Origin of the sequence: Amycolatopsis sp. NPDC048633 (genome assembly GCF_040650695.1) — a bacterium.
In the GTDB taxonomy this organism is placed as follows: Bacteria; Actinomycetota; Actinomycetes; order Mycobacteriales; family Pseudonocardiaceae; genus Amycolatopsis.
Map to the genome: position 1 here is coordinate 20,461 of NZ_JBEZHS010000025.1, position 18,547 is coordinate 39,007.

Below are 18,547 nucleotides of genomic sequence, written 5' to 3' on the forward strand. Positions count from 1 at the left end.
ACGTTTCAATGAGGGGGTTCCATGACGGTCCAGGAGTCCGGTGCCGAGCCGAGGACGGCGGGCATGAAGGACGTCGCCGCGGCCGCGGGCGTCTCCCTCGGCACGGTGTCCAACGTGCTCAACCGGCCCGACCGCGTCAGCCCCGCCACGCGCGCGAAGGTCGAGGCCGCGATGGCCGAGCTCCGGTTCGTGCGCAACGAGTCCGCGCGGCAGCTGCGGGCCGGGCGCAGCCGCGTGCTGGCGTACGTGATGCTCGACGGCAGCAACCCCTTCTTCACCGACGTCGCGGCCGGCATGGAAGACGCCGCCGACGCGGGCGACCTCTCCCTCTTCCTCTGCAACAGCGCCCACCAGCCCGCGCGGGAAGCGGCCTACCTCGGCCGCCTCGAACAGCAGCGGGTGCAGGGCATCCTCATCACGCCGGTCGACCCGGACGCCCCGCTGCTGGGCGAGATCGCGCACCGCGGCACACCGGTCGTGGTCGTCGACCGGACCCCCGGCGGCACCAGCCACTGCTCGGTCGCGGTCGACGACGTCTACGGCGGCGAGATCGCCGTCCGGCACCTGGTCGAGCAGGGCCACGACCGCATCGCGTTCATCGGCAACCACACCACGGTCGGGCAGGTCCGCGACCGCCGGCTGGGCGCGTTGCGGGCGCTTCGCGCGGCCGGGCTCGGGCCCGACCACCTCGTCGACCTCACGACGACGGCGCTGACCGTGGCCGACGGCCGCGGCGCGGGCGAGCGGCTGGCGGGGCTGCCGGCGTCGATCCGCCCGACCGCGGCGTTCTGCGCCAACGACCTGGTCGCCCTCGGCCTGCTGCAGACGTGCGCGAACCTGCGCATGAACGTCCCGGACGACCTGGCGATCGTCGGCTACGACGACATCGAGTTCGCGGCGGCGGCCGCGGTCCCGCTGACGTCGGTCCGCCAGCCCCGGCGCCGCCTGGGCCGCACGGCGGCCGAGCTGCTGCTGGCGGAGTCCGAGCCGGGCCACGAGCACCGGCAGGTCGTCTTCACCCCCGAGCTGGTGGTCCGCGCTTCGACCCTCCACTGAGCAACCCGCCGATCCTCTGTGACGTCTGAACCTCCGGAAGCGATGCACGGTGGGGGCACACTGGAGCCGTCGGGCCACGGGTGCTCGCCGGAGCACGGAGGACGTCGATGGCCGACTCTCAGCCGGGCGTTTCGCGGCGCGGGTTCCTCGCCGCGAGCGGCGCCGCGCTGCTCGGGGTCGCCGCCGTCGGCACCGTCGCCGGGTCGGCCGGGCTCGGCGAGCCGGACCCGGATGCCGTGCGGCTGGGCGATTTCTGGCTGTTCGGGCGGTACGAGGACGGCTGCGCGGACCTCGGCTTCGACGAGATCGACCTCTCGCCGGTGCAGCTCCCCCACTGCGTGACGCCGCTTTCGTGGACCGGCTGGGACCCGTCGTCCTGGCAGGACCGGTGGATCTACCGCAAGCACTTCACCGTCACGGCGACGATGACCGCCGACCGCGTCCGGGCCCGCTTCGACGGCGTCATGACGAATGCGGCGGTCTACCTCAACGGCTCGCTCGTCGCGACTCACGAAGGCGGCTACCTGCCCTTCGAAGTCGAGCTGCCGCAGGTCACTGTGGGCGACAACGTCCTCGCCGTGGTCGTCGACGGACGCTGGCAGCTCGACGTCCCGCCCAACCTGCCGGGCTCCGGCCCGTCGGCGATCGACTTCTACCAGCCGGCCGGGATCTACCGCCCGGCCTCGATCGGCACCGTGCCGCGGACCCGGCTGGCCGATGTCTTCGCCCGCCCGGTCGACGTCCTGGGTCCCGCCCGGTCGCTGCACCTGATGTGCGAACTGGACACGACAGTCGCGATCGGAGAGCCGCTGCAGGTGACCGCGTCGGTGCGGCAAGCCGGCCGGGAGATCGCTCGCGGCAGTACCGGCGTCGCGCCGATGCCGGTCGGCACGAGGACCGTCGAGTTAGACGTCGGCGGGCTGGGCGCGGTCCGGCTGTGGGACGTCGAGGACCCGGCGCTCTGCGACGTCGTCGTGAGTGTCCGGTCCGGACCGCGCGCGCTCGACCAGCAGATCGTGCGGGTCGGGTTCCGCGAAGCTGAGTTCACCCCCGACGGCTTCTTCCTCAACGGGCGGCGGCTCAAGCTGTTCGGCCTCAACCGGCACCAGTGGTACCCGTTCGCGGGCGGCGCGCTGCCCGACCGCGTCCAGCGGCGCGACGCCGAGATCCTGCGGCGCGAGCTGAACTGCACCATGGTCCGCTGCTCGCACTACCCGCAGTCGAGCGCGTTCCTCGACGCGTGCGACGAGCTGGGCCTGCTGGTGTGGGAGGAGATCCCCGGCTGGGGCCGGATCGGGGACGCCGCCTGGCAGCAGCAGAACTTCCGGGACGTCTCGGGGATGATCATCCGAGACCGCAACCACCCCAGCATCGTCGTGTGGGGCACCCGCGTGAACGAGGCCAACGGCACGACGGCGATGTACGGCCGGACCGGGCGGCTCGCGCGGAAGCTCGACCCGTCCCGGCCGACGAGCGGGGCGCTGGCCAGCTCCACGGGCGCGCGGTTCGCCGGCAGCGACGTCGAAGTCCTGGCCTACAACGACTACACGGCCCGCCGCGGCGCGCCCTTTCAGCTGCGCCCGCCGCGCGCGGGGGTCCCGTACCTGGTCACGGAGACGATCGGGACCCTGGCCGGCGCCCGCGCCTACCGCCGGACCGACCCGGCCGCGACCCAGCAGCAGCAGGCCGAGCTGCACGCGAAGGCCCACGACCTGGCCGCCGCCGACGACCGCTACTGCGGGCTGCTGGCGTGGTGCGCGTTCGACTACCCGTCGGGCTGGCAGCGCTCGATGGGCGGGTCGAAGTTCCCGGGGGTGTCGGACTTCTTCCGGATCCCCAAGCCCGCGGCGGCGTTCTACGCGTCGCAGGGCGACCCGCGCGCGCGGGCGGTCGTCGAGCCCGGCTTCGCCTGGGACTTCACGGCGTCCCCGGCCGGGCCGGGACGCGAGGCGACGATCTGGTCGAACTGCGACCGGCTCCTGCTGTTCCTCGACGACCGGGCGCTCGGTGAGGCGCGCAGCCGGCGGGCCGACTTCCCGCACCTGCGGTACCCGCCGTTCGCGGCCGACCTGACGGTGCCGCGCGGGCAGCGTCCCCAGCTGCGCGTCGACGGTTACCTGGGTGACCGGCTGGTGGTGTCCCGCCGGTTCAGCGGCGACCGGAGCCGCGACGTGCTGGGCTGCGTCCCCGACGACCCGCAGCTGCGCGCCGACGGCGGCGACGCGACCCGGGTGGTGGTGTCGGCTTTGGACCGTTTCGGGACGTTGCGCGGGGGCGCGACCGGCAAGGTGACACTGGCGCTGACGGGCCCGGGCGAGCTGGTCGGTGAACCGACGCTGGACCTGGGCGCGACGGGCGGCGCGGCGGCGGTGTGGCTGCGGCCGTTCGCGGGTCCACCGGGAACGCTGACACTGACCGCCCGCCACGACACGCTGGGCTCGGCGACGGCCACGGTGACCACGACCGCGAGCGGCTCGGAAAGCGGGTCCCGGTCGTGACCGGGGATCCGTCAGCCGTCACCGGTGAGCAGCTCGGCCAGCACCGCCGCCTGGCTGATCGGTGGCGAGCCGCTCGCCGTCAGCAACGTCAGCGGCCGGCCCGCCGCCAGCTCACGCAGCCGCTCCAGCGCCGCCACCTGGTCCGGTTCCCGCAGCTCCGCGCGGTATCGCTCGGCGAACTCCGGGAACCGCTCCGGGTCGTGGCCGTACCAAGTACGCAGCTCGTCGGACGGGGCCAGCCCGCGGTACCAGCCGTCCAGGAGCACCGACGTGCGGGCGGTGCCGCGGGGCCAGAGCCGTTCCACGAGCACGCGGACGCCGTCGGCGGGCCCGGCCGGGTCGGCCAGGCGCGCCACCCGGACGACCGTCGGCTGCATGCGCGCATTCTGCGGTGCGCCCCCGCGCGCCGCCACTCCGGGAAGCGAGGGCGCCGGTGCGCAACCGCGTGACCCCGGCCGGGGACATCGTCGACGTCGCCCTGCGCGGCGCCTGGACCGGCAACCGGGGCGTCGTGCACCGCGGCCACGAGATCGTCCGCTTCCACGGCGGCGACCTGTGGATCACCTGCGCGCTCGCCTTCCGGGACCGGTGGCGCGAGCAGTGGCTCCCGAACCGCTACACCCACCTGTACTTCCACGACGAAGCCGTCTCGTTCGCCGCCGGGCACCGGCCTTGCGGCGAGTGCCGCCGCCCCGCGTACACCGCCTACCGCGACGCCTGGCCCGGCACTCCGTCGGCGACCGCGATGAACCGGCGGCTGCACGCCGAACGCCTGGTCCGCGGGACCCACACGCGACGGCTGCACGAGCTCAGCTGGGCCGGCCTCCCGGACGGCGCCTTCGTGCTCCGCGACCACCACCCGGAGCTCGTCGTCGACGGGCACCTCACCACGTGGACGACGGAAGGCTACGGCCGGAGACAGCAGCTGCCCACGGCAGGAACCGTCCCGGTTCTGACCCCACCGGCCACGATCGCCGTCCTGCGCGCCGGCTACCCCGTGCAGATCGACGACAGCGCCCGCTGAACGGGCGAAGGGCCACCACGGCGACCGGGGGTGGAAGGTCGCCGGGGTGGCCCTACCCCCAGCTCGTGCCGCCTGAGGGAGCGGCAATTCCGCACCGGCGGGGCGAGTCGGCCGTGGACGTCGTCGGGGTGACGTCCTTCGACCGGGCCAGCATCGTCGATCAAGCTTGCACCCCGCTTGCAGTACGGTGACGTGCCCGGCGGAACGGAGGTGACGGGGTGGAGTTCCGCGTCCTCGGCACCGTCGAGGCGACGGCGGACGGCGCCCCGGTCGACCTCGGTTCCCGCAAGCAGCGGCTCGTCCTCGCCGTCCTGCTCCTCGAAGCCGGCCGCCCGGTGTCGCTCGACCGGCTCGTGGACCTGCTCTGGCCCGTCGTTCCCCCGGCGAGCGCGCGCAACACCGTCCAGGCGCTGGTTTCGCGGCTGCGCGCGGTGTTCCGCGCCGCGGACGGCCCCGAGCTGGTCACCGAAGGGCCCGGCTACGTCCTGCGGGCCGATCCCGGAACGGTCGACGCCCACCGGTTCGCCACGCTCGTCCGGCAGGCCCGCACGGCCGGCGACGACGCCGCGGTCGCGCTGCTCGACGAGGCGCTCGCGCTGTGGCGGGGCGACGCCCTCGCCGGAGCCGCGTCTGCCGATCTTGCCGACCGGCTCCTCGCGGGGCTGAACGAGGCTCGCTGGAGCGCACGGGAAGACCGGTTCGACGCGCAGCTGCGGCTCGGCCGCGGCCGGGACGTGCTCGCCGAGCTCACGACCCTGGTCGCCGCGCACCCGCTGCGGCAGCGGTTCGTCGGCCAGCTGATGCTCGCCCTGCATCGCGAAGGCCGCACCGACGCCGCCCTCGCCGCCTACCGCGACCTGCGCACCCGGCTCGCCGCCGACCTCGGCCTCGACCCGGCGCCGGAGCTGACCCGCCTGCACGCGGCGATCCTCGCCGCCGACTCGGCGCTGGACGCCGTCGCGGAGCCGGTCCGCCCGGCCCAGCTGCCCCACGACGTCCGCGGGTTCACCGGCCGCGCCGCGGAGCTGGCCCGCCTCGACGAGCCCGCCGAAACCGGCCTCGACATCCGCGTGCTCACCGGCACCGCCGGCGTCGGCAAGACCGCGCTGGCCGTGCGGTGGGCGCACCGCGTCCGCGACCGCTTCCCCGACGGCCAGTTCTACCTCGACCTGCGCGGTTTCGACCCCGACCACGAGCCGCTCACGTCGTCCGTTGCCGCCGCGCAGCTGCTGCGGGCCCTCGGGACCGACCCGCGCACGATCCCGCCGGACCCGGCCGGACGCACGGCACTGTGGCGCTCGCTGCTGGCCGACCGCCGGGTGCTCGTCCTGCTCGACAACGCCCGTGACAGCGCCCAGGTGACGCCGCTGCTGCCGCCGTCGGGCACCGTTCTGGTGACCAGCCGCCAGCGGCTCGGCGACCTGATCGCCCGCACCGGCGCGCGGCCGGTGCCGCTGGCCGTGCTGCCGGCGGACGACTCCCGGCGGCTGCTGGAGACCGTGCTCGGCCCGACGGCGGTGGCGGCCGAACCGGCGGCGGCCGCGGAGCTGGCGCGGCTGTGCGGCCACCTCCCCCTGGCCCTGCGGCTGGCCGCGGCGAACCTCGGCGCGGGCGAGGCAGCCGGGATCGCCGAGCTGGCCCGGGAGCTCGCCGGCGACGACCCCCTCTCCGGGCTGAGCGTCGACGGCGCCGAGGAAAGCGCCGTCACGACCGCTTTCTCCGTGTCGTACCGCGCGCTGCCCGCCGAGCACCGCCTGCTGTTCCGGCGGCTCGCGCTCGTGCCGGGCCAGACGTTCACCGCGCCGGCGGCCGCGACGCTCGCGGACGTCGCGCCGGGGCGGGCCGGGCAGCAGCTCAAGGCGCTGGCCGCGGCCCACCTCGTCGAGCGGCACCTGCCCGGCCGCTACCGCTTCCACGACCTGCTGCGCAGCTACGCGGCCGGCCGGGTGGCGGCCGACGACGCCCCCGGTGACGCGGACGCGGCGCGGCGGCGGCTGTTCGACCACTACCTCACGACGGCCGACGCGGCGGGGCGCCGGCTGATCCCGCACTTCCTCCGGCTGCCGCGGCCCGAGCCGTCGCCAGTCTTCGAGGGCACCGAGGACGCGCTGGCCTGGCTGGACACCGAGTGGCCGAACCTCGCCGCCGCGGTCGAGCACCCCGCGGCGCGGGAGTACGCCTGGCACCTGGCCGACGCGCTGCGGGCGTTCTTCCACCACCGCGGGCACCACACGGAGTGGATCGACACGGCGACGACGGCGCTGACCGCGGCCCAGGCCGCCGAGGACCGGCAGGCGCAGGCGGCGATGCGGCTGTCGATCGCGCTCGCCGGCGTCAACAACGGCCGCTACGCCGACGCCCGCACCCACCTGACAACGGTTCTGGACGGCGGGCTGGCGGCGGACTGGCCGGCCGGCCGCGCGGCGGCGCTCAACAACCTGAGCGCGGTGCACCAGCGCCTCGGCGACCCGCACGAGGCCATCGCGTGCGGGTCGGAGTCGCTGGCGCTGTGCGAGGAGCTGGCGATTCCGGGGGTCACGATGGCGCTGGCCAACCTGGGGTTCGCGTGCGGCCAGGTCGGCGACCTCGACGCGGCGCTCCGGCACTTCGGCCGCGCGCTGGAGATCGCCGAACGCGACGGCGCGCGGTTCAGCGTGGCGGTGGTGCTGGTCGACCTCGCGCACATCCACCGCGACCTCGGCAACACCGTCGCGGCCGAGCTCTACGACCGGGCGCTGACGGCCAACCGCGAGCTCGGCTACCAGTACGGCGAAGCGGCGGCGCTGTCCGGCCGCGCGGTCCTGGAGGCCCGCGCGGGCGACGAAACCCGCGCCCTGGCCGACGCGGCCGAAGCGGTGGAGCTGACCCGCCGCATCGGCGACCGCGGCACGGAGGCCTCGGCTTTGGCGTCGCTCGGCGAGGTGTGCCGGCACCTGGGTCACCCGGCGGGCCCGCACCTCAGGGCGGCGTTGGAGATCGCCCGGGAGACGAGCTTCACGTGGTGCGAAGCGGCGGCGTTGACGGGCCTGGCCGAGACATCACTCGCCGACGGAGACACCGTCCAAGCGCGAGTACACGGCGAGGCGGCGGTGAAGCTCGCGGTCGAGGCGGGATACCGGCCTCTCGAGACACGGGCGGCCGCCGTTCTCGGGAAGCTGCCCGGCTGAGCGGTCTTCCGCAGCTGGTCCTGAGACAGCACACAGCGTTCCAACCCTGTTCCTCACTCACGACCACGGGCTTGCGCGTCCCACCGTCGCGGCCGAGACTGCCGGGATGGACCAGCACCTCGTCGACCGCGCCCGGCAGCATTCGCTCGGTGATCTGCTTCGCCGTACCGCTTTGCGGCTGCCGGACAAGCTCGCCGTCGTCGACGGCAGCGAGAAACTCACCTTCGCCGAGTTCGAGGCCGCCGCCAACCGCTGTGCTCATGCCCTCGCCGCCCGGGGGCTGCGCAAGGGTGACCGGCTCGCGCTGCTGAGCCACAACTCCTGGCAGTACGGTGTCCTCGCCTTCGCCACCGCCAAGCTCGGTGTCCTCCTCGTGCCGGTCAACTTCATGCTCGGCGCCGAGGAAATCGCCTACCTCCTCCGGCACGCCGAGGTCGAAGCGTTCGTCGCCGAGGACGCCCTCGAACCGACCGCCGCCAAAGCCCTCGAGCTGGCCGGGCGACGGGACGTCGTCAAAGGCCGCATCCCGAAGAGCGGCGGTGGCGAGTGGGAGGACGTCGGCACCTGGCTGTCCGAAGGGGACGCCACCGCGCCCGACGTCCTCGTCGCCGACGACGACCCGCTGCGGATCATGTACACCTCCGGTACCGAGTCGCGCCCCAAGGGCGTGCTGCTGTCGAGCCGGTCGCTCCTCGCGCAGTACGTCTCGTGCGTCATCGACGGCGGCATGAGCGCCGACGACGTCGAGGTGCACTCGCTGCCGCTCTACCACTGCGCCCAGCTGGACTGCTTCTTCTCCGTCGACGTCTACCTCGGCGCCACCAGTGTGATCCTGCCCGGCCCGGACCCCGCCGCGCTGCTGGCCGCCGTCGAGCGGGAACGCGCGACGAAGCTGTTCGCGCCGCCGACGGTCTGGATCTCCCTGCTGCGCCACGAAAACTTCGACCGGACCGACCTTTCCAGTCTGCGAAAGGGGTACTACGGCGCGTCGGCGATGCCGGTCGAGGTGCTGCGCGAGCTGCGCCGCCGCCTGCCCGACGTCGAGCTGTGGAACTTCTACGGCCAGACGGAGATGGCGCCGCTGGCCACGATCCTGCGCCCGCACGAGCAGCTCGACCGCGCCGGCTCGGCCGGGCGGCCCTCGCTCAACGTCGAGACGAGCATCGTCGACGACGAGGACAACCCCGTGGCACCGGGCGAGATCGGCGAGATCGTGCACCGCAGCCCGCACGCCACCCTCGGCTACTACCGCGACGAGGCCAAGACGGCCGAAGCGTTCCGCGCCGGCTGGTTCCACTCCGGCGACCTCGGCGTCGTCGACGAAGACGGCTATCTGTCCGTCGTGGACCGCAAGAAGGACATGATCAAGACCGGCGGCGAGAACGTCGCGAGCCGCGAAGTCGAAGAAGCGCTGTACCTGCTCGACGGCGTCGCCGAGGTCGCCGTCTTCGGGATCGGCCATCCACACTGGATCGAAGCAGTGACCGCGGTCGTCGTGCCGCGCGAAGGCGTCATTCTCGACGCTGCGCAAGTGGTCGACCACGCAAAGGCACACCTCGCCGGTTACAAATGTCCCAAGTACGTCGTGTTCGCGGACCGCCTTCCCAAGAATCCCAGCGGAAAGATCGTCAAGCGCGAATTGCGGGAACGACACAAAGGACTCGCGACCGAGGGCTGAGCCACCGAAAACTCCTTGCGTGGCACCGGAGACGACGGATACCGTCAGGTCACCACCGCCACCTTCCGAGGAACGCGGGACACGTGTCCCACCAGGGCCGTCCGGCCCGGAAACGAATCAGCCGAAAGCCATGGCGCGCGACGTCCGTCGGGTCTAGTAATGAGGCCGTTCCTCGTTCCCGAACCCCGAAAGGATCTCTCGTGTCCGTTTTCCTCGCCGTCCTGCTCGCCCTGGCCGCGGGGCTGCTGGTCGGCAGCCGCGTCCACAGCGCCCGCGAGGCCCGCTCCAACTACTCCGCTTACCGGGCCCGCACCGCCAAGGGGTTCGGGGAGATGGTCCGGTCCGCGGTCTCCGCCCTGGTCGCGGTGGCCGGGGCCCTCGTGCTGCTCTTCATCCTGCTCAACGTGCTCCAGCAGGCCTGATCGCGGAACCCGACTCATGGCGGGTTGTTGCCGCCCCGGCGGCAGCGCACGCTTTCTCCTGGCCCCGACGGACGGGGCCGGGAAAGGACTCCCCCATGAGATCGAGGGTGCTTTCTGCTGCGCTCAGTGCGGCCGTGGGCCTACTGGGCACAGTCGTCGTCGCCGCGCCGGCCGAGGCCGCCGCGGTCTGCGGTGACCAGGTCGTCGGCAACGGCGGGTTCGAGAGCGGTACCGCCCCGTGGACCCAGACCAGCGGCGTGATCTCCGCCGCCACCACGGCGGAGCCCGCGCACGGCGGGACGATGGACGCCTGGCTGGACGGCTACGGCAGTACGCACACCGACACCCTGTCCCAGGCGCTGACGCTCCCCGCCGGCTGCGCTTCGGCGTCGCTGTCCTGGTGGGCGCACGTCGACACCAAGGAAACGACGACCAGTACCGCCTACGACAAGCTGGTGGTGCAGGCGGGCTCCGACACCCTCGCGAGCTACTCGAACCTCGACAAGAACACCGGGTACGTCCAGCGCACCGTCGACGTGTCGCGCTACCTGGGCCAGACCGTCACGCTCAAGATCACCGGCACCGAGGACTCGAGCCTCGCCACCAACTTCCTCCTCGACGACTTCTCGCTGACCACGACCGGGTCGAGCAACCCGCAGTCGCCGGTCGTGACCTCGCCGGGCGCGCAGTCGAGCGCCGCCGGCCAGGCCGTGTCGCTGCAGGTCCAGGCGAGCGACCCGCAGAACGACGCGCTGACCTACACCGCGACCGGCCTGCCCGCCGGGCTGGCGATCGGCGCGAGCACGGGCAAGATCACCGGCACGCCGACGACCGCCGGGTCGTCCTCGGTGACCGTGACGGCCAAGGACCCGGCCGGCAACAGCGGCAGCGCCACTTTCGCCTGGACCATCACGGCGGCGCCCGCGGACTCGACCCGCACGCCGATCAACCCGGCGTACACGGTGAACCTCACCTCGAACACCGCCGGCACCAGCTGGACCGGGCACCAGAGCGTGCGCTTCACCAACGGCTCGGCGACCGCGCTGCCCGAGGTCTACCTGCGGCTCTGGGACAACTACCACGGCAGCTGCCCGACGACGCCGATCACGGTCACGAACGTCACCGGCGGCACGGCGTCCGCGCTGAGCGTCGATTGCACCGCCATGAAGGTCACGCTGCCGAGCCCGCTGGCCCAGGGCCAGTCGGCGACCATCGGCTTCGACCTGGGCATCGTCGTGCCCAGCGGCGCCGACCGGTTCGGCCACGACGGCGCGTACAACATGATCGGCAACGCGCTGCCGGTGCTCGCGGTCCGCGACGGCGCGGGCTGGCACCTCGACCCGTACACCAACAACGGCGAGGCGTTCTACACGGTGATCGGCGACTTCGACGTCACCCTGGTGCACCCGACGTCGCTGCTGACGCCGGCCACCGGCTCGTCGACCGAGACGACCAGCGGCAGCACGACCACCACGCACGCGGTGGCGAACAAGGTGCGTGACTTCGCGTGGGCGGCCGGGCCGTTCGCGAAGATCACCACGACGTCCGGCAAGGGCGTGCGGGTCAACGTCTACTCCGTCAGCGGGATCTCCACCAGCAGCGCCAACCAGATGCTGACGCTGGCCGCCGACTCCATCGACGTCCACTCGGGCCGCTTCGGCGACTACCCGTACGGCGAGGTGGACGTGGTGCTGGACAACAACTTCTGGTTCGGCGGCATGGAGTACCCGGGCTTCGTGCTCGACCTCGTGTCGACCACGGCGCTCCCGCACGAGCTGGCGCACCAGTGGTTCTACGGGATCGTCGGCGACGACGAGTACACCTCGCCGTGGCTGGACGAGAGCTTCACCGACTACGCCACCGACCTCTACCGCGGGGTCACCGGCAGCGGCTGCGGCATCACGTGGCAGTCGAGCGCGGAGAAGCTGACCAACTCGATGGCCTACTGGGACGCGCATTCGTCGCGGTACTCGACCGTGGTCTACAACTACGGCAAGTGCACGCTGCACGACTTGCGGCGGTTGATCGGCGACACGGCGATGGCGAACCTGCTGAAGTCGTACGCGCAGTCGCACTGGTACGGCGTGTCCACGACGGCCGAGTTCAAGGCCGCGGCGCAGGCGGCGGCCGGGTCGACCGACCTGACGTCGTTCTGGGCGTCACACCGGGTCGAGGGTTAATCGGTTGGTTCCCGCTCGTGCGTCCGGCAGTCTGGGCGCATGGGCGGGGACCGGCTTTTCTGCGACACCGCGCTGGCCGCGCGGATCGAACGCGCCGAAGCGCGGCTGACGGCCGAAAGCAGCGACGCCGCGCGGGCCCGCCGTGGGGACACGGTCGGCTTCGCGCGGCCGCTCGCCGGCGGGGTCGCCAGCTTCGCCGAAGCGGACTCGCCGTTCAACAAGATCATCGGGCTCGGCTTCGACGGCCCGCCTCCCGCCGCGGACCTCGACGAGGTCGAACGCGCCTTCGCCGAGCTGGGCGCGCCGGTGCAGGTCGAGCTGTGCCAGCTGGCCGACTCCTCGGCGGGGGTGTTCTTCACCGAGCGCGGGTACCGCCTGGAGTCGTTCGAGAACGTGCTGGGCCGGCGGCTCGGTGACGCCGAGTTCCCCGAGGACGTCCGGCTCAGCCGCGACGACGAGCTGGAGACCTGGCTGTCCGAGGTCGCCGACGCCGTCGCGGTGGCCGACACCGAAGGCCTGCCGGCGCACGAGGACTTCCCGCGCGAGACCGTGCTGAACGCGATGCGCGACATGGCCGGCGTCCGGCGGTACCTCGCGGAACGCGGCGGCGAGTTCGCGGGCGGCGCGAGCTTCCGCGTCACCGACGGGATCGCGCAGTTCACCGGCGCGGCGACCGTGCCGGCCCACCGCCGTCGCGGCGTGCAGACGGCGTTGCTGCGGGCGCGGCTGGCGGCGGCCACCGCGGCCGGGTGCGACGTCGCCGTCGTCACCACGCAGCCGGGGTCGAAGTCGCACCGGAACGTGCAGCGGCAGGGGTTCGACCTGCTCTACGCCCGCGCGATCCTGGTGAAGGGGACCTCGGCGACGAGCTCCTCCGGCGCCGAGAGCCGCCAGGCCTCGTAGATCAGCTCGGCGACCTCGTCGGGCTCGACGCCGTCGAGGTACACGACTACCCAGCCGAAGCCGCCTGCGGTGAACTGCACTTCGAAGAGGTCGGGGCGTTCGGAGACCAGGGCGAGCTGCTCGGAGATCGTCTGCTTCAGACCGAGCGTCCGCGTCCGCGGCCAGTAGTACCCGAACCGCTTGCCGCGCACGCTGAACGACGAGTAGTCGCGGGCCTCGGACCGTTCGACGTCCGCCAGCTCGCCGAGCACCCGTTCGAAATCCTGCACCGGCCCACGGTAGCGCGCCGGTACCGTGCGGGACATGACCGAGCCCGTGGCCCGGCTCACCGGGCACGCCGTCACCGAGTGGCGCCCGATGCCGGGATACCTTCGCGAAGCCGTCCTCGACGACGGCCGCGTGGTCGTGGTCAAGCGGGGGCACGAGCCGGGTGCGACCGCGGCCGAGGCTGCGGGCCTGCGCTGGCTGGCCGCCGCGGAGGCGGTCCCGGTGCCGTCCGTGGCCGGCCACGACGACGACTGGCTGGTGGTCGACCGCGTCCTGTCCGGGCGGTCTTCGGCGGCGGCGGCCGAACGGCTCGGGCGCGGACTGGCGCGCCTGCACGCGGCGGGGGCACCGGCGTTCGGCGCGGCTCCCCCGGGCGGGCCCGCCGACGCGTGGATCGGCCTGGCGCCGATGGCGAACGCCCCCGGGGACGACTGGGCGTCGTGGTACGCGTCGGACCGCGTGCTGCCGTACGTCCGGCGAGCGGTCGACGCGGGGACGTTCGACACGGCCGACGCGGCGGTGTTCGAGCGCGCGTGCGAGCGGATCCCGGCCTCGCCCGAGCCGCCAGCCCGCCTGCACGGCGACCTCTGGACCGGCAACGTCCTGTGGGACGGCCGCGAGGCGTGGCTGATCGACCCGGCCGCCCACGGCGGGCACCGCGAGACGGACCTGGCGATGCTGCACCTGTTCGGCTGCCCGCACCTCGACCGCGTCCTGGGCGCGTACGAGGAGGTCGCGCCCCTGGCCGAGGGCTGGGCCGGGCGGATCGGGCTGCACCAGCTGTTCCCGCTGCTCGTGCACACCGTCCTGTTCGGCCGGTCCTACGCCGGGCAGGCGGTGGCCGCGGCGCGCACGTTCTAGCAGCGCTGAAGCATGCTTTCCAGCGCCGACTTCTCGGGGACGGTGATCGTGAGGGCGTAGTTGCTCTTGACCACGATCCAGTCGGTGGCGTAGGTGCACCAGTAGGAGACCAGCGGCGGTTTCCACTGGTCCGGCGCCTTGTCGCTCTTCTGCTCGTTGAGGTTGTCGGTGACCGCGTGCAGCTGCGGGCGGATCAGGTCGTTCGCGAACTGCTCGCGCCGCTCCTGGGTCCACGACTTCGCGCCGCTCGCCCAGGCCTGGCCGAGGGGCACCATGTGGTCGATGTCCACATCGGACGACTTCTGCCAGGTCTCGCCGTCGTACGCGCTGACCCAGGTGCCGGACTTCGGGGCGCAGTCGGAGTTCGTGGTGACGTCCTTGCCGTCGCGCTTGAGAACCTGCTCGCGGGTGTCGCAGGCGCCGTCGACCTTGTCCCAGTGCGGGAACTTCTCGCGGCTGTAGCCGTCCATGGTGCCGCGCACGGCGATCTTGAGCTGCGCGAGCTGAGCTTTGGCCTCGGCGGGCGCGATCGGCGGCGCGGCGGCGGTCCCGGTGGCCTGGGACCCGGCTTGAGAGCCCGACGCGAGTCCGTCGGGCACCTTGCAGCCGGTGAGGGACGCGCCCGTGAGGACGGCCAGCAGAACGAGCGCTCGGGTGCGCGGCATCGTGAACCCCTTTCACGTCTACCGGGAGGTGCCCAGCCGACGCGTCGGGGAAACGGTGCAGATGGCCTAGTTGGCGCGAAACTCACGAGCCGTGGAAGACCTGCGCGACGAAGACGGCGGCGATCACGCCCACGGTGACGAGCAGGGTCAGCACGAAGACCAGCCCCCACGGCACTTGCCGGATCGGCCGCGGTCGCGGGAAGTCGGCCGGCCCCCGCGACCGGGGGCCCAGCGGACCGGGATCGTCGTCGGCCGCGGGAACGGGCGGATCAGGCGGCACGGACACGACGGCGGGGAGCTCGGGCAGCCGCGCGAGCGTCGGGAGGCGGGCGGGGAAGCCGTCGGCGAGCAGCGCCGACCGGGGCGGGGCGAGGTGGGCGAGGGAGAGGGCGTAGCAGGCGTCGAGGACGTCATCGGCCGACCAGACGGTCCGCCACCGGTTGTGCTGCCCGATGATCCGCCGGAGCCCCCGCGGATCCGCGAGCACGACGGCGACGCCGGGGAAGGAATCGGCTTCGTACCAAGGTGGGGCCGGCTCCGGCCAAGCTTGATCCGGTTCCGGCTCGACCGGAACGTGCTCGCTCCACGCGGAGTCCGCCTCACGCCAGTCGCGACCCGGTTCGTGCCAGGCTTGGTCCGCTTCCGGCTCGACCGGAACGTGCTCACCCCAGCTCGGCTCCGGCCCGCTTCGAACCGGCTCGTACCCGTCGGTCTCCCCCGCTCCTTCGTACAGCCGCGACTCCGCCACCGGATCGCGCGGCTCCGGCAGCTCGGGCACGTCCGCCCATTCACTCCCGGGGACCGGCGGAACGACCGCGACCAGCCCCGTCACGTACCGCCCGCCGTCGTGCGCGGCCAGCGCCCCCTTCGCCGCCGCCACTCCCGCTCCGGCCCGCTCGCCCGGGCCGGGAGACAGCCACGGCCCCGGCGAGTGCGCCGCGATCACCACCACCCCCGATCGCGTGAACACCAGCGCGTCCACCGCCCGGGGGCCGAGGCGGCTCGGGACCGTGATCCCGGTCAACGCCAAGCCCGTCAGATGGGCCGGTCCCCGGCCCCAGGAACGCAGCAACTCCACGAGGTGCTCCGCCGCTGCGGGCAGGCGCCGCAGCTCGCCGGTGCGCTGGAAGGCCACGAGCACCGCCGGTCACTCCTCCCACGAAAACTGCTCCCTCGACGGTAGGAGCCCGACCGGTCACCGCCCCAGCAGCCGAACGAGTGGTCGAACGCCACCGTGCGTAGCCGAGGCATGCTGGGAGCCGTATCCGCACCGCACGAGGGAGACCCGATGCCCCCAGCCGCCTACCAGGGCCCCGCGCTCGACGTCGACCGGCCGTTCTACCGGCGGCTCGCCGAGGAGCCCGGCCGGGAGCTCGTCGACGCGTTCGAGGTGCCGATCCGCTCGGGCCGCGCGTGGCGGGTGCCGCGGGGGCACCTGTGCCGCCTGCGGACCGTCGAAGGCCCGCAGGTCGGCGACCTCAACCTGTGGAACGCCGACGACCCCCGCGAGCGCTTCTGGGCCTCGCGCACCCGTCAGCTCCAGCGCGCCCACGTCAGCACGTTCGACCGGCTCTGGTCGACACTCCCCTTCCTCCGCCCGCTCGCGACGATCACCGCCGACACCCTCGAGAGCCACGGCGAGGACGAGGACGGCGGCCGCGTCCACGACCTGCTCGGCACCCGCTGCGACCCCTACGTCAACCGGATGCTCACCGGCGAGGACTTCGACTTCCACTGCCACTCGAACCTCGTGCGCGCGGTCGCGCCGTTCGGGCTCACCGAGTTCGACGTGCACGACGTCCTGAACGTCTTCCAGTGCACCGGCCTCAACGACGAGGACCGGTACTTCATGAAGGCCTGCCCCGCCCGCCCGGGCGACCACTTCGAGTTCTTCGCCGAGCTGGACCTGCTGTGCGCGCTGTCCACCTGCCCGGGCGGCGACCTGTCGATCCCGCTGTGGGGGCCGGGCGCCCGCGACCCGATCGACGTCTGCCACCCGATCGGCGTCGAGGTCTTCAAGCCCCGCCCCCACCTGCTGGAAAACTGGCGCGAACCGGAGCGCGCGGCCTACCGCGGCCTGCACGGCGCCCGGCTGCCGGAGTGGGGCACTCGCGGCTAACCGTTGTCCCGCAACGGAAACCGGCGCGAAGGTTCTCCCCGCGCCCGGTCCGTGTGATGATGGAAACCCGGGGACACCGATCGGCTCGGCGAGGAGTGCGAGTGGACCTGCGGACCGAGATCGCGCAGTCGTGGCGGCGGGCGGAGCTTTCCGGGCTCTCGCCGGCCTCGTCCGTCGAGCGGCTGAACGTCACCGACGTCGACCGCCGCAGCCGGCTGCTGCGGGCCGCCTCGCCGGTGCTGGACGAGCTGGCCCGGCAGCTGGCCGGCACGCGGTTCTGCGTCGTGCTCGCCGACGACGAGTGCCGGATCGTGGCCCGGCGGTTCTCCGAGCGGTCGGTCGAGCTGGCGCTGGAGAACATCAGCGCCGTGCCCGGCTGCCAGTTCCTGGAGGAGCGGACCGGGACGAACTCCCTCGCGACGCCGTTCGAGACCCGCCGCGGCGTCTCCGTCGACGGCGACGAGCACTTCCTCGAAGCCATGAAGCAGTTCACCTGCTACGGCCACCCGCTGGTGCACCCGACGACGCGGCGGCTGGCCGGCGTCCTCGACATCACCGGCCCCGCGGGCGACGCGAACCCGTTGCTCGGCCCCTTCCTGCGGCGCGCGGTCGCCGACATCGAACGGCGGCTGCTCGACGGCGCGAAGCTCGCCGAGCAGCAGCTGCTGGCCGCGTTCCAGTCGGTGCAGCACCGGGCGTGCGCGGTGCTGGCGCTCGGCCAGGACGTCGTGCTCGCGAACACCGCGGCGACCGAGCTGGTCGACACCGCCGACCACCGGCTGCTGCGCGAGCTGGGCCGCACGCAGCGGGGCCACGGCCGGCTCCGGCTGACGTCGGGCACGCCGGTCGAGGTGCGCGTCGAAGCGGTGTCGGCGAGCGCCGGGCTGCTGTTCGAGCTGGCGCCGGTGCGGACGTCGAGCCCGGTCGTTTCCCGGCCCCGGAGTTCACGTGGCCTGTTCCCCGCCCAGGTCGACGAGCGGCTTCGGAGCGCGGGGCGTGCCCGGCGGCGCGTGCTGGTCTCCGGCGAGCCGGGAGCCGGCCGGACGACGGCGGCGCGCGTCGTGGCCGGGGACGAACCGGTGCACGAGTTCGACGCGTCCGACGTCGTCGCCGGCGAGGCCGAGTGGTGCGCGCGGGTGGAGGCATCGGCGTCGGCGCGCGGCCTGCTGGTCATCGACGGCATCCAGCTGCTGCCCCCGCTGGCCGCGGTCCGCCTGGCCCGGCTGCTGGACACGACGTCGGCGTGGTTCGTGCTGCTCAGCGGGCCGTTGCCGGAACTGCGCGGCGAGCAGGCGACCCTGGCGGCGCGCATGCACCGGCGGATCGAGCTGCCGCCGTTGCGCGAGCGCCGCGACGAGATCCCGGCGATCGCCCGAGCGTTGCTGCGCGGCTCGCTCCGCTTGACCCCGGGTGCCCTGGAGCTGCTGAGCTCCCAGCAGTGGCCGGGCAACCTGCGCGAGCTGGAGGGAGTCTTGGCGGGCGCGGCCGACCGCCGCTCGGCAGGCGACCTGACGGCGGCCGACATCGCACCGGGCTGCTCGGACACGGCCCCGGGCGCGGCACTCAGCGGCTGGGAACAGGCCGAGTACGACGTGATCGTCCGGACGCTGCGAGCCTGCGACGGCAACAAGGTCCGGGCGGCCAAGCAGCTGGGCATCAGCCGCTCCACGCTCTACAACCGGATGCGCGCCCTGCGGGTCCGCTGAC

Annotated in this window: 15 protein-coding genes; 11 read left to right on the forward strand and 4 right to left on the reverse strand. The window is 73.3% G+C overall.

All coding sequences use genetic code 11. The features are described from left to right. Nucleotides 1-21 precede the first annotated feature (21 nt). Both AB0C38_RS33875 and AB0C38_RS33880 read left to right on the forward strand, forming a co-directional pair. A complete protein-coding gene (locus AB0C38_RS33875) occupies nucleotides 22-1,056 on the forward strand; it encodes a LacI family DNA-binding transcriptional regulator (protein WP_360681418.1) in 1,035 nt (344 codons plus the stop codon). Nucleotides 1,057-1,163: 107 nt separating this feature from the next. Beyond that, nucleotides 1,164-3,554 carry a glycoside hydrolase family 2 TIM barrel-domain containing protein gene (locus AB0C38_RS33880; RefSeq protein ID WP_360681419.1) on the forward strand — a complete coding sequence of 797 codons (2,391 nt, stop codon included), beginning with the start codon at nucleotides 1,164-1,166 and terminating at the stop codon, nucleotides 3,552-3,554. Between the two features lie 11 nt (nucleotides 3,555-3,565). Here the strand turns inward: AB0C38_RS33880 and AB0C38_RS33885 are convergent, their stop codons facing one another. Continuing rightward, nucleotides 3,566-3,931, reverse strand: a complete 366-nt coding sequence (locus AB0C38_RS33885; RefSeq protein WP_360681421.1) for a DUF488 family protein — start codon at nucleotides 3,929-3,931, stop codon at nucleotides 3,566-3,568. A 56-nt stretch (nucleotides 3,932-3,987) separates the two neighbouring features. Here AB0C38_RS33885 and AB0C38_RS33890 point away from each other — a divergent pair, with 56 nt between their 5' ends. From AB0C38_RS33890 to AB0C38_RS33915, 6 genes are all read left to right on the forward strand, one after another. Further along, complete coding sequence (locus tag AB0C38_RS33890; protein WP_360681423.1) at nucleotides 3,988-4,578, forward strand: hypothetical protein; 591 nt, start codon at nucleotides 3,988-3,990, stop codon at nucleotides 4,576-4,578. A 218-nt stretch (nucleotides 4,579-4,796) separates the two neighbouring features. Further along, nucleotides 4,797-7,745: a BTAD domain-containing putative transcriptional regulator gene (locus AB0C38_RS33895; protein WP_360681425.1), complete on the forward strand. Its 2,949-nt coding sequence runs from the start codon at nucleotides 4,797-4,799 to the stop codon at nucleotides 7,743-7,745. Between the two features lie 106 nt (nucleotides 7,746-7,851). After that, nucleotides 7,852-9,423, forward strand: coding sequence for an acyl-CoA synthetase (locus AB0C38_RS33900; protein WP_360681427.1), 1,572 nt, complete (start codon nucleotides 7,852-7,854; stop codon nucleotides 9,421-9,423). A gap of 200 nt (nucleotides 9,424-9,623) precedes the next feature. Then, the gene (locus AB0C38_RS33905; RefSeq protein WP_360681428.1) at nucleotides 9,624-9,845 is read left to right on the forward strand and encodes a hypothetical protein; all 222 of its coding nucleotides are present in this window, start codon (nucleotides 9,624-9,626) and stop codon (nucleotides 9,843-9,845) included. Nucleotides 9,846-9,952: 107 nt separating this feature from the next. Next, the gene (locus tag AB0C38_RS33910) at nucleotides 9,953-12,025 is read left to right on the forward strand and encodes a putative Ig domain-containing protein (RefSeq protein ID WP_360681593.1); all 2,073 of its coding nucleotides are present in this window, start codon (nucleotides 9,953-9,955) and stop codon (nucleotides 12,023-12,025) included. 39 nt (nucleotides 12,026-12,064) lie between these two features. After that, entirely contained in the window at nucleotides 12,065-12,928 is an 864-nt protein-coding gene (locus AB0C38_RS33915) for a GNAT family N-acetyltransferase (protein ID WP_360681430.1), read from the forward strand. On the opposite strand, the gene AB0C38_RS33920 is transcribed toward AB0C38_RS33915, so the two are convergent. Beyond that, nucleotides 12,853-13,233, reverse strand: a complete 381-nt coding sequence (locus AB0C38_RS33920; RefSeq protein WP_360681431.1) for an MmcQ/YjbR family DNA-binding protein — start codon at nucleotides 13,231-13,233, stop codon at nucleotides 12,853-12,855. The genes AB0C38_RS33915 and AB0C38_RS33920 overlap by 76 nt on opposite strands. Between AB0C38_RS33920 and AB0C38_RS33925 the strand changes: the two genes are divergently transcribed. After that, nucleotides 13,232-14,056: a fructosamine kinase family protein gene (locus AB0C38_RS33925; protein ID WP_360681433.1), complete on the forward strand. Its 825-nt coding sequence runs from the start codon at nucleotides 13,232-13,234 to the stop codon at nucleotides 14,054-14,056. The two genes, AB0C38_RS33920 and AB0C38_RS33925, sit on opposite strands and share 2 nt — an antisense overlap. Here AB0C38_RS33925 and AB0C38_RS33930 read toward each other — a convergent pair. Both AB0C38_RS33930 and AB0C38_RS33935 read right to left on the reverse strand, forming a co-directional pair. Further along, a complete protein-coding gene (locus tag AB0C38_RS33930) occupies nucleotides 14,053-14,721 on the reverse strand; it encodes an HNH endonuclease family protein (RefSeq protein ID WP_360681435.1) in 669 nt (222 codons plus the stop codon). The genes AB0C38_RS33925 and AB0C38_RS33930 overlap by 4 nt on opposite strands. Nucleotides 14,722-14,803: 82 nt before the next feature. Then, complete coding sequence (locus AB0C38_RS33935) at nucleotides 14,804-15,862, reverse strand: hypothetical protein (RefSeq protein ID WP_360681437.1); 1,059 nt, start codon at nucleotides 15,860-15,862, stop codon at nucleotides 14,804-14,806. A gap of 147 nt (nucleotides 15,863-16,009) precedes the next feature. Here AB0C38_RS33935 and AB0C38_RS33940 point away from each other — a divergent pair, with 147 nt between their 5' ends. Then, the gene (locus AB0C38_RS33940) at nucleotides 16,010-16,840 is read left to right on the forward strand and encodes an urea carboxylase-associated family protein (protein WP_360681438.1); all 831 of its coding nucleotides are present in this window, start codon (nucleotides 16,010-16,012) and stop codon (nucleotides 16,838-16,840) included. A gap of 101 nt (nucleotides 16,841-16,941) precedes the next feature. Beyond that, nucleotides 16,942-18,546 carry a helix-turn-helix domain-containing protein gene (locus AB0C38_RS33945; RefSeq protein ID WP_360681439.1) on the forward strand — a complete coding sequence of 535 codons (1,605 nt, stop codon included), beginning with the start codon at nucleotides 16,942-16,944 and terminating at the stop codon, nucleotides 18,544-18,546. The last annotated feature ends 1 nt before the right edge of the window (nucleotide 18,547 follow it).